This is a genomic window from Streptomyces sp. NPDC001351 (assembly GCF_042896045.1).
Lineage (GTDB): Bacteria > Actinomycetota > Actinomycetes > Streptomycetales > Streptomycetaceae > Streptomyces.
The window spans coordinates 249,902-260,613 of the sequence record NZ_JBIAWS010000014.1 but is presented as its reverse complement, the minus strand read 5'-3'; the positions used below and the strand labels follow the sequence as shown (position 1 = coordinate 260,613).

General features: G+C 67.8%; 9 protein-coding genes. 1 reads left to right on the top strand and 8 read right to left on the bottom strand.

Annotated features, from left to right (window positions below; all coding sequences use genetic code 11):
- Nucleotides 1-143: 143 nt before the first annotated feature.
- From ACFY1U_RS39825 to ACFY1U_RS39810, 4 genes are all read right to left on the bottom strand, one after another.
- A complete protein-coding gene (locus ACFY1U_RS39825; RefSeq protein WP_390698924.1) occupies nt 144-992 on the bottom strand; it encodes a hypothetical protein in 849 nt (282 codons plus the stop codon).
- Nucleotides 989-1,702: a ParA family protein gene (locus ACFY1U_RS39820; RefSeq protein WP_390698923.1), complete on the bottom strand. Its 714-nt coding sequence runs from the start codon at nt 1,700-1,702 to the stop codon at nt 989-991. The genes ACFY1U_RS39825 and ACFY1U_RS39820 overlap by 4 nt, the downstream gene beginning before the upstream one ends.
- 183 nt (nt 1,703-1,885) lie before the next feature.
- On the bottom strand, nt 1,886-2,458 hold the full coding sequence (locus ACFY1U_RS39815) for a helix-turn-helix domain-containing protein (RefSeq protein WP_390698922.1): 573 nt from the start codon (nt 2,456-2,458) through the stop codon (nt 1,886-1,888).
- Nucleotides 2,455-3,843, bottom strand: coding sequence for a helix-turn-helix domain-containing protein (locus tag ACFY1U_RS39810; RefSeq protein ID WP_390698921.1), 1,389 nt, complete (start codon nt 3,841-3,843; stop codon nt 2,455-2,457). The genes ACFY1U_RS39815 and ACFY1U_RS39810 overlap by 4 nt, the downstream gene beginning before the upstream one ends.
- Nucleotides 3,844-5,451: 1,608 nt before the next feature.
- Between ACFY1U_RS39810 and ACFY1U_RS39805 the strand changes: the two genes are divergently transcribed.
- Nucleotides 5,452-7,173 carry a proline--tRNA ligase gene (locus ACFY1U_RS39805; RefSeq protein WP_390698920.1) on the top strand — a complete coding sequence of 574 codons (1,722 nt, stop codon included), beginning with the start codon at nt 5,452-5,454 and terminating at the stop codon, nt 7,171-7,173.
- A gap of 44 nt (nt 7,174-7,217) precedes the next feature.
- Here the strand turns inward: ACFY1U_RS39805 and ACFY1U_RS39800 are convergent, their stop codons facing one another.
- From ACFY1U_RS39800 to ACFY1U_RS39785, 4 genes are all read right to left on the bottom strand, one after another.
- Complete coding sequence (locus ACFY1U_RS39800; protein ID WP_390698935.1) at nt 7,218-8,072, bottom strand: phosphotransferase family protein; 855 nt, start codon at nt 8,070-8,072, stop codon at nt 7,218-7,220.
- Nucleotides 8,073-8,101: 29 nt separating this feature from the next.
- Nucleotides 8,102-9,121, bottom strand: a complete 1,020-nt coding sequence (locus ACFY1U_RS39795; protein WP_390698919.1) for an LLM class flavin-dependent oxidoreductase — start codon at nt 9,119-9,121, stop codon at nt 8,102-8,104.
- 40 nt (nt 9,122-9,161) lie between these two features.
- Complete coding sequence (locus ACFY1U_RS39790; RefSeq protein ID WP_390698918.1) at nt 9,162-9,347, bottom strand: LuxR C-terminal-related transcriptional regulator; 186 nt, start codon at nt 9,345-9,347, stop codon at nt 9,162-9,164.
- A 168-nt stretch (nt 9,348-9,515) separates the two neighbouring features.
- Nucleotides 9,516-10,694, bottom strand: a complete 1,179-nt coding sequence (locus tag ACFY1U_RS39785) for a hypothetical protein (RefSeq protein ID WP_390698917.1) — start codon at nt 10,692-10,694, stop codon at nt 9,516-9,518.
- Nucleotides 10,695-10,712 lie beyond the last annotated feature (18 nt).

Below are 10,712 nucleotides of genomic sequence, written 5' to 3'. Positions count from 1 at the left end.
CAGCACCCCCCGGATCATCAAGGACAGGGGCAACGAGTCATACCGGGCCTGGAGGCCACGAGCCCGAACCGGGCTCTACAAGGAAGGTAATGGGCGGCCGCGCCCTGGTGCGGGGGCGGCCGCCTGCTGCACTGCAGTCGGGTTCAGAAGCCGCGGGCGGTGAGCCACTCGTCCAGCGCGACGGAGACGATGTCGCCGATGGGCAGGTGATCGAGCTCGTTGTCCAGCGCGAAGCGCTTGATCCGCTTCTTCAGCTTCAGTGCCGCGGGAACCGACGAGTCGAGGCTCTCCCGCGCGATGATGCGCTGGTTGAGAACGACGGAGACCTCAGGAACGTCCTTCGGGCGGCCGGGACCGTGCGCATACGGAGCGCCCTCGCTGGGAGCGTCCTGCGATCGAGCGTGCTGTTCCTGGTGAGAGCCCGGACCATCGGTCCTCACCGGGAACGCGGTGCCGCCTGCCACCGGGGGAGCGGCTGGGCGAATGGCCACCTCGGCGGCCGGGGCCGCACCAGCAGCCGCGGACGTGACAGCAGGCGGGTCATGCTGCGCAACAGGTTCGGCCGGCTGCGTCACTTGGACCGCAGGCGGGGCAGGCTCGGGAGCCGGGACCACAGGCGGCATGTGCCGCTTCACCGGCGTCCCAGCGGACTCTGTCCCCGTCTCGGGCACGTCGACGGCCGGGTGAGTCGGCTGACTGGCAGCCGGCTCCGGCACCGGGCCGTTCGGCGCCTCGGCACTCGGCTGGGCGGAGGTCTGCGCCACTTCGGGCACCGCCCCGGTCTGGTCGTGCGTCGATGCCTCGGCGGGAACGGCGGAAGGAGCGGGCTGGACCTGCGCCTTGCTCGCAGTGGGACGGCCTTCGCCCTGGGCGGCGGCGTACTGCTCGGGGGTGAGCTCGGCGGCCGGGGGAGGGGGCGGCGGGGTCGCCTTCTTGGCCCCGCCCAGGGTGCGGCCGGCGCGTCGGGCTGGGGGCTTCATACGCTCGCTCATGCCGTGAGCTCCTTCATCAGCTCGGCGTACTCGCTCAGCTCGGTCGGGACCTCGCCGAAGGCCTCCATGTAGTGCACCCACGAGTGGATGACGGTCTCGGCGAGCGGGAACGGCTCGTCGCGCTCCGGGCCGATGCCCTCACCCTCGGCGGGCTGAAGCAGCTTGTCCTTCGCGGTGCGGGGCAGGCTGGTGCGGTCGTCGGCCTTCACGAGGACCACGTGGGCGGTGACGTCGCGGGTGTTGCGGGCGGCGGCGCGCTCGGCCTCGTCGAAGGTGGCCACGAGCTTGCGACGCTCGATCTTGGTGGGTGCGACCGGCACGAGCAGCAGGTTCGCCTCGGTAACAGCCTCGTGGAAGATCCGAGCGCTGCCGCCGCCGGCGTCGACCACGATCGCGCCGAACTCGGACCGCTTCTCACGGATGTACTCGGCGATGTCGTCGAACGGGTACCGCTCGACCACCAGGTTCTCGGGGATTTCGAAGGCCTCGGCCTGGGCGACCTTGAACCAGTCGTAGGCGGACTGGCTGGTGGCGTCGGCGTCCAGCAGCAGCGTCGGCAGCTCCAGGACGACGGCGTAGTAGAGGGCGATGAACCAGGCGGACGTGGTCTTGCCGGTGCCGCCCTTGAGCATGCCGACGACGATCACGAAGGCGTCCCATTCACGGGCTGTGGCCGCCGCCAGGGTCTTGGTACGAGTGTTCTCACTCACGGGTGCTTGATCTCCTGAAGCTGGAAAGGGTGCGTTGTCGTATGTGCGTCGGCGAGAAGGCCGACGTTCGGTGGCGGGTGTCGGCCGACGGCGGCGGGGCCCGTGCTGCCGTGCCGTGTTCGGGATGGCGCACCGTCGGTCCCTTGTTCTGCGGGGCCCAGCCGTGAACACCTGCGGGCGCGCTCATGACCGCTTCCTCGGGGTGTGGGCCGGGCCGTGGTTGTGCTGGGGTCGCATGCGGGTGCCCGCCTGGTGCAGGAGCCGGTACACGGTGGCGACCGAGTAGTTGCACTCCTTGGCGAGGTCCGGGACCGTGGCGCCAGCCTCATAGCGCGCTCGCAGGGACAGCGCGAACTCCTGCCGGTCGGCGGCCCGGGCTGCGGCGCGCATCCGCAGCGTCTGCTGCGTGGTGCGCACGCTGCCGCCGGCTTCGATCAGCAGACGCCGGGCAGCACGCCTTGTCCCTTGCGCAGCCGCGGCAAGCTCGGTAAGGGTCGCGCCGTGCTCCTCGTACAAGGTGCGCAGGTGGGCCGCGAGACGCTGACGCGCCTGCGGATCCTGGCGCATCCGACGGGTCTGCCACGACGTGCGCATCACGGTCCCGGCGTCGTGCAGCCGGTTGAGGACCGTGCCGTACGACAGCCCACTGGCGGCGACGAGTTCGTCGACCGTGGCACCGGACTCGTACTGCTTGCGCAGGGCCTCGGGCGTCACCGCCTCGCTCGCATCGGATGTGACTGGGGGCTCTGGGTTCATGCGGCGGACTCCCATTCGCTGAGGGCTTCGGCATGGGCGGCGGCCAGCTCGTCGTAACTGCGCTGGTCCGATGGGGTGATGAGGATCAGCCGACCGTCGGTGGCCACGCGCCATTCGGCGTCAGGGCGGCCCGTGACCGGGTCGATCACGCGCCCGCGCGGGGCGTGCCAGGCAGAGGGGATCTCGTCGGGGCGAGGTGCTGGGATCAGGACCTGGCGGCCGTCGCGGACGATCACCACGGCCTTGCTGCGGTGCTCCGCAAGCCGGTCCAGTGCCTCCCGGTAAGCCGAGCGCTCGACCGCGTGCAGCGCCTTGCGCCGGGCCGCGACGCCCGTGGTGCCGCACTGCCGGGCGACCGCGTCCCAGCCCTGTGCCGGGTGCGCGGTCGGGCCGGGAACCGCATCCGGCAGGCTGGTACCGAAGCCCTCCAGTGCGCGAGGCGCGAGGCTCCAGGTCTCTCCGCTGTGGTGCACGAGGCCGTGGTCGGCCAGGCCTCGCAAGGTCCGGTAGGCGGTGGCCCGGGACACCGATGCCGAGCCGACGAGCTCGCCAATGGTCTGGGCGGGTCGGGCGTGCAGCGCGCCGATGATCATGAGGGCGGAGCTGCCGAGGCCGTGGTGGGCGAAGGCGTCGTGGCCCATCAGGCGGCTGATGACGGTGGAGTCGATGTCGGCCGCCGCCCGTGTCTCAGGGGTGGGCCACTCCTCAAGTGCCGGGTCGGGGGGGTACTGAGTGGTCCGGAAACGAGACAGCGATGCGGGGACGTTGCCGTCGGCGAGGTACCAGGTGGAGCCCTCCCGGCCATGGCCGACTCGCAGGCGGCGCAGCCAACCTTGCGGCTTGAGGACCGTCTCGTAGACGACCCGCAGCGTCGTGCGGGAGACGCCTGCTTCCTCGGCGGTCTGCCGCTCACTGGCGTGGTGCAGGGGCCCGCCCGCGATCTCGGCAAAGGTCAGGTGCGCACGGAGCACCCGCAGTGCGGTCCGCCCCCGTTCGCCGCGCCAGGGCGTCGTCTCGATCCGATCCCGCAGCGCGGCGAGAACCTCGTGCGCCTGCTGACGCGACTCCAGGACCCGCGTGCTGGCGACCGCGGCCGAGGCGCTGGCCCATACCCGGCGGATGTAGTCCAGGGCGCGTGCCGGCCCAGAGCGCAGCGCGATGTGCCGGGCGTGTCGTCCGCCCTCGTGGTCGGGGTGGAGCAGCAGCCGGGTCAGCTCGTCGACGGTTCCGCCGGCGCGGGCGACGTGGCAGGCGATGGCCGCGGTGATCCGGTGGCCGTGCTCGGCCGCGCCCTGCCGGTCCTCGCGCAAGCCCACGGTTCGCCCGCCGGAGCCGAGCCTGCTGTAGCTTCCGGCCGCGTAGCGGCCGGTGAGGTCTCCGAGCACGACAAGATCAGCCGCGGCCGGAGGCAGCCGGTGAAGCCCCAGTCGCTCGCGCGGGTGAAATGTCCGTCGGGATGGGTCTGCCGGGTAGGTGTGGTGTGGCACTGTGGGGTCGTCTCGCAAGGACGTGGACGCCACCCCGGCCCGCTAAAACCACGGGTGGTGTCCGGAACCGACCTCCAATCGGTGCCAGGCGAAGCCTCCAGGATGGCCGTCCTGGAGGCCTTCGTATGCCTGGCTCCTCAGCGGAGGCAGGCGTCCCCATCGCGGCTCGGCCGAGATCGACTCGGAGCGCCGCCAGAGGAGTCCTGACCCGTCCGACACCGCCCCGACCTCGGCCGACTCGGAGCCAAACAGAGGGCGATTGCCTCTGACTGGCTCCGAGCAGCTCGGGTCGAATCGGGGTCGAATCAGAGCGTTTTCCTCTGACTGCCTCCGATCGCCTCTGCAACCCGTCCTAGCAGGTCACAGCCGGTCCGATCCCGGAAAGCCGCAGGTCAGAAAGGTGCCCCAGGAATACCCGGCGTATAGCCTGACTCGTCTGCCGCTCCACATTTCCGCAGGTCAGAGGCCATGTTTACCAGCTAAACAAACCCTTGGGGTCGAATCCGGGTCGAATCTGCGCTACAGGTATCGTCGTTTCTGTCTGCCGTCCATGCGGCACATTCGGGCATTCCGGGTGTCAAACGCGGTCCAGTGTCGCTCTGGAGGAGACATCTCGGATGCTGATGCACTCGGAAGTACATGTACGAGCCGTCTCCTTGCTGACCCGATCGGTCGGAATTGGCGCACGGATGGTGCACCTGCAGTGCGGCGCGTCGAGACAGCCCTCAACTGCAGCGGAATCTGCAAGTGATCACCGCTTCCCGCCACAACAAGATCACCCGACATCTGCAGGAGGCCGGGCTCGGGGCCCTGGCCGACCTCGGCTTTGTCGGTCTGGACGACAAGCCCGACGGCGACCCAGTGATCATCACCGGCCGCGAAGCAACCCGCAACCACCGCCTCACCGCGACCGGGAAGGAGGCGAACCGCCCGGTCAGCCGCGAACGAACACGGCTTCGCCAACCTCAAGACCCTGCAGATCCTGACCAGGCTCCGCATGAACGCCCGGCACGCGACCACTCTTCTGCGGGCCCTGCTTGTCCTGGCGACCACCGGAGTCCAGCGAGACGGACGACCACGCGTCAACGATCACGCTCCCAATCAGCGCAAGCGCCCCACCCGAACATAACGCCAGACCCGCTGACCAGCAAAGACCACGATGATGGTCTCTCGATCGGGGCGAGTGCAGACCGACTCGACTCTTGTGTCTGAAGAGTCCTCTCGGTGGGGCCGGGCCATCGGATACGCGCTCAAGGCGGGCAACACCCAGCCAAGAGATGCGAGTTGTCGCTCATGGCACACGGTAGGATTCTACTGAGCTTTCGGTTCTGGCGCGGTCGGGCCAGGAGGTGAGGTCGTCGTGTGAGCCACTGCCGAAGTCGGGATGACACGGTCGTGGTGGGTGGGTTACTAAGACGTCCTGTCGCCGTTGACCTGCTGGGGCCGACTTCCCCTGAGCATGCCGAACTCCGGGGCCTTGGGCCCCACGCTTGAAGGCTGGTACTGATGCGTTGGTCTCAACTGCACGTCCCCACGCTTCGCGAGGACCCCTCCGACGCCGATGCGGTGAGCCACAAGCTGCTCCTGCGAGCGGGGTTCATCCGCCAGCTCATGGCCGGCCATTACTCACTGCTGCCGATGGCTGCCCGGGTGCGTAACAAGATCATCGCCATCATCCGCGAGGAGATGGACGGCATCGGTGCACAGGAGTTCCTGCTTCCCTCGATGCATCCGGCGGAGATCTGGCGCCGCAGTGGCCGGTGGGAGAAGATCGGCCAGGAGATGTTCCGGTTGAAGGACCGGAAGAGTGCGGACATGGCACTGGGAGTCACGCACGAGGAGATCTTCACGGTAGTGGCCCAGGAGCTGAAGTCCTACCGGGACGTGCCTCAGATGTGGTACCAGTTCCAGGTCAAGTTCCGGGATGAACCGCGGCCGAAGTCGGGCCTCATTCGCGTGCGCGAGTTCACGATGAAGGACTCGTACAGCTTCGACATCGACGACTCCGGGCTTGACCGCTCGTACCAGTTGCACCGCGGGGCCTATGAGCGGATCTTCAAGCGCCTGGGCATTCCCGCTGTCCCTGCCCGTGCGTCGAACGGCACCATGGGTGGCAGTGACTCCCTGGAGTACGTGTGCCCGTCGTCGGCCGGCGAGGACGACATCCTCAACTGCCCGCACTGCGGCTATGCGGCCAACCTTGAGAAGGCGACGTCCGCCCTGGAGCCGGTCGTCGACGGCCCTGGTCTCGCCGAGCCGGAGCAGTTCGACACTCCAGGAGTGAGGAGCATCGAGGATCTGGTCGAACAGTACGGTGTGGCTGCCTCGTCCCAGATCAAGACGCTGGTCTACGTCGTCGACGGGGAACCGACGCTGGTGCTGCTGCTCGGCGACGACTCACTGGTCGAGCAGAAGCTGACGGACTTCACCGGCGCCACCGAAATCCGGGCCGCGCGGCCGGAGGAGATCCAGGAGGCACTGGGAGCCCAGCCCGGAAGTCTGGGCGCGGTGGGGGTGACCGACACGCCGATCGTCGCCGACGAGAGCCTGCGCGGCAGGCGGGACATGACCACCGGGGCGAACAAGGACGACGTGCACCTGCGCGGTGTCGACGTGGAGCGGGACATCGCCGGTGTGCGGTGGACCAGCCTGCGGGCGGTCAAGGCGGGCGAGGGCTGCCCCGAGTGCGGCAGCCCGCTGGAGAGCTTCCGGGCCGTGGAGGTCGGGCACATCTTCAAGCTCGGACAGGTGTACACCAAGCCGCTCGACGCGGCCGTACTCGACAATCAGAGCCGTCGCGTCCCGCTCACCATGGGAAGCTACGGCATCGGTGTGGAGAGGTCGTTGGCCTGCGTTGTGGAGACCCACCATGACGACAAGGGCATGGTGTGGCCGGTGCAGCTGGCTCCGTTCGAGGCCTCGGTTGTGGTGGCACAGCCCAAGAACGAAGCCGTGGCGCAGGTCGGCCAGGAACTGTACGACAGCCTGCGGAAACTGGGCGTCGACGTCGTGATCGACGACCGTGACGAGCGCCTGGGTGTGAAGCTCCGTGACACCGAGATCACCGGTATCCCGTTCCGGGTGGTCGTCGGCGCTCGCGGTCTGACGGACGGCGTCGTCGAGGTCACGGAACGAGCGACCGGCGAGGTGACCCAGGTGAAGATCGGTGATGCGGCCGCACAGGTGGCCGAACGAGTCTCCGTCGGTTTGGCGGCCGCCAAGGCCTGACCGATCGCGGGGTTGTCGGTGGGAGTGGTCGGCCGGACGCGCGTTTACAGCTCGTCGGCGGCGTGGTGCCGCCACACGTCGAGTTCTTGTGCCGCGCGTGTCCGGCGCTCCGGCATGTACAGTGCCGAAGTCGCGATCCACACCACTCGCTGAAGTGCTCGGGCGCGTAGGTAGACGCGCATGTCAGGTTCGCTGAGCTCGTCGCCGAAGGCCTTGAGGATCGGCCGGATCATGTGGGGTGTGCGCCGAGCGACGCAGGCCACATCCCACTCCGCCGGACCGGCGGCCACATCCTCGAAGTCCGCCCACAGAGGTCCCGCCGCGCTGACGAGAAGGTTGCCCGGGTGGGCGTCACCGTGGAGTGGGCGGGCTCGCCCGCGTGCCTTCTCGATCGTCGGGAGCAGTGCGGAGAATTCGTGGTGCAGCAGTGGCATAAAGGCGGAGTGCGGGCCGGGACTCCGGGTCAGGAGGCTCAGATTGGCTTCCAGCTCGGTCAATGCCTGGGGGAGATAGGGCAGTTGGCCAGGGTAATGTCGTAGTGCCTCATGAAGTTCGGCCAGGAGAGAGGCTGTCGTCACCGGCGAGGGTGTCCTTCGCGGATCATGGTCGACAAAGGTCCAGAACGTCACCCACGCCGCACCGGTCTTGTGTGGGCCCGGCGGCAGCAGGTCGCTGAGGGGTATCACCGGAGCACCCCACTCGGCCAGGAAACGTACGACGGACACCTCGCGTGCGAACCACTCGTCGACGTCTTCGCGCACTGCGGCGTTGGCGAGGCTGATTCTGGCCACGACCGGAGCCGGGCGCAGATGCACGACGATGTTCGACCGGCTGTGCATGACCGTCGGGACGGAGCTGTGTATACCGTGTTGGGCCGCGATCGCAAGACAGCCCCTCATCGAGTCCGCGAATCCGGGAGCGTGGGCGGTCACGGTGCCGGCTTCCGGCGGCGGGCTTCCTGGCGGAGCGCGGGCAGAACATGGTGGTCCAGGGCGGTCGCGTCGACCACGGGGTCGTAGCCCCGTAATGAGAACAACTCGCACCCCAGGTCGACGTAGTCGAGGAGGGCGGCCACGATCGTGTCCGGTGAGCCGACGAGGGAGGCGGATCTGCTCCCCGCCGCCGATGCCAACGCGGTCCACAACGCTCGGTCGACCACCTCCTCCGAGACGGTGGACGCCGGCGGTCCGAAGTTGGACCGCACATCTTCCATGATCTGTCGAGCGCGCGCCCAGGCAGCGGCATCGGTGTCCGCCATGATGACTCGGAACGAGACCCAGAACCTCGGGCGCGGTCTGCCCGCCGCCTCGGCGTGGGAGGACACGTCGGAGATGTGCCGAGCCGTTTCGGCGAGGGACGCTCCCCAGACCGACGAGATGTCACCCGCCTCGCCGCTCAGTTTGCGCGCGTCGGCCGAAGCGCCGCCGACGGACACGGGGATCGTCCCTCGTACCGGAGTGCTTCCTGCGGAGAACCCCTCGAAACGGAAGTGTTCGCCGCGGTGGTCGTGTGGCGACGTGTCCGACCATCCCCGGCGGAGGATTTCGATGTATTCCTTGGCGCGCGCATACCGTTCGGCCTTTGTCGAATAGTCGCCTTCGCGCCGGGTCTCCGTGTCCTGGGCCCCGGAAATAACGTGTACACCGACCCTTCCTCCGGAGAGCTGGTCAAGGGTAGCGAACGTTCGCACGGTATGTGTGGGAAATGTGACTCCCGGCCGGTGGGCCACCATCACCTTGAGTCGCTCAGTATGCGTTGCAATATAGTTCGCGATGTGATCGCTGTCGGGTCGAGCGCTCCCGTACGGTATGAGACTCCAGTCGTACTCGCTCTTCTCGTAGAATTCACAGAATCTTTTCAGGTAAGCCGTGTCGACCGGCTTTGCGGCTTCGCGATCTCCGTCGTAACGATAACTCGCTGTTGCCAGCCCGATGAACTCAACAGCCACATCATCCTCCGGAATGTCCTGCTTGTCGTGCGGGTTCCCTTCAGAGCACCTGGTGACGGGCGGCCCACGCGACGGCCTGGATCGCGGTCTGGACGCCGACTCTGTCGCACAATGCGCGGATATGCCGCCGGAGCGTCCGTGCGGAGATGAACATCCGGCGGGCGATGATGTCGGGAGGTAATCCCTCGGCGAGCAGGCGAAGTAATTCGCGTTCGCTGTCGGTCAACAGCTCGCGGGCAGGGCCCCGGGGGGTGGGGGGAGTTGATTCTGTGGTGCCTTCTTTTTTTGGGGTCGGCATGCGCAACCTCCAGAGCCGTGGCGTGCATCTGGACTCCTGTGCCGCATTCAGCATGCAACGTGGCACGGTATGCATTCAACCAACCAAATGTACAGTTCATATTTGTTTCATAAACTCCGGCCAGTTGCGGGGATCGGTGCCATGCTGGTGCACAAAGGCGTAGGCGAACCGTTCCAGACCCACGGCGACACAACCCGTGAAGGCGGGCGTCCCGCTCGGAGTGGTGATGCCGAAAGCCTTGGCCAGGTGCGTGCCGTGGACGTTCACTGAGGCGGCCGCGATCGTGCGGCCCTCCGCGACGGGCAGGCGCAGCTCGTACTTGAGCTCCATCAAACGCTGGGACCAGACTTGACGAGCGGTATCAGGGGTGGCGAAGAACGGGTCGTTGGCGGACTCGATGTGTCCTGCCAGACCCCAGTCCGTGACGAGGGAGCGTAGTTGGGCCAGGTATGCCTCACGCGCGGCGAGGACCCGGTCCTGTTCACCGAGGAGAACGGTCTCTCGCATGGTGAAGTCCCAGAGGCGTTCCAGGGAATGACGGTAGCGGGACTCGTGGCGGAAGCAGCGGGCGCGAGCCGTCACGGTGGTCAGCGGCGCGGTCAGCGCGCGGTCGCTGTGGCGGGCGTAGGTGTGATAACAGACCGCGGGCGGAACGGCGAGACCGGCGTGCGTGGTGTGTGCGTCGACGACATCGGGAGAGGGCGCCGAGTCACCGATGGCGTGAGTGAACGCACGATAGCCGTCGAGGTTGGCGTGGACCTGCGAGGCCAAGAGGACGTGCTGGGGGAACGACCGCAGATAGCCCGCGCGGGCCAGGGTGGCCGTGGGAATGAGCTGGGGGTACTCGTGCTCTTCGGCGCCGAAGTGGTCCCGGGCCAGGTCCAGCAGCGCGTGGTCGATGTCGCGTATGAGGCCCACCATGGGTTCCCCGAAGGTGACCTGACCGGGCGTGCTCTCGTGCACGGCACCGCTGGCCAGCAGCTCCTGGTACACGTGCTCGTGCCGCGCGGGACTGTGCGGGGAGCGCCACAGGAGCCGGGGAGCGACCACACGCTGAGGCAGGACGTCGGACTGAACGAGGTCCCTGACCCGGCGACTCAGTTCCGCGGCGGTGACCGGCAGATCAGTGGTGACCACTACTTCCGCGATGGCGTCGCCCTCGTCGCGCAGGGAGAACCCGGTGATGCGCTCGTCGGCATGATAGAGGCGACTCGCCAGCTCATCGGCGAGAGCGGCTGGTACCGGGGTGGTCAAAGGCACCGTGTACGTGGGCATGTGGTTCCCCTTGAGGCG

Coding starts and splice junctions, on each gene's coding strand:
- ACFY1U_RS39825 (WP_390698924.1), bottom strand. CDS start 992: ATGAGCGAGCGTATGAAGCCCCCAGCCCGACGCGCCGGCCGCACCCTG.
- ACFY1U_RS39815 (WP_390698922.1), bottom strand. CDS start 2,458: ATGAACCCAGAGCCCCCAGTCACATCCGATGCGAGCGAGGCGGTGACG.
- ACFY1U_RS39805 (WP_390698920.1), top strand. CDS start 5,452: ATGCGTTGGTCTCAACTGCACGTCCCCACGCTTCGCGAGGACCCCTCC.
- ACFY1U_RS39800 (WP_390698935.1), bottom strand. CDS start 8,072: ATGAGGGGCTGTCTTGCGATCGCGGCCCAACACGGTATACACAGCTCC.
- ACFY1U_RS39785 (WP_390698917.1), bottom strand. CDS start 10,694: ATGCCCACGTACACGGTGCCTTTGACCACCCCGGTACCAGCCGCTCTC.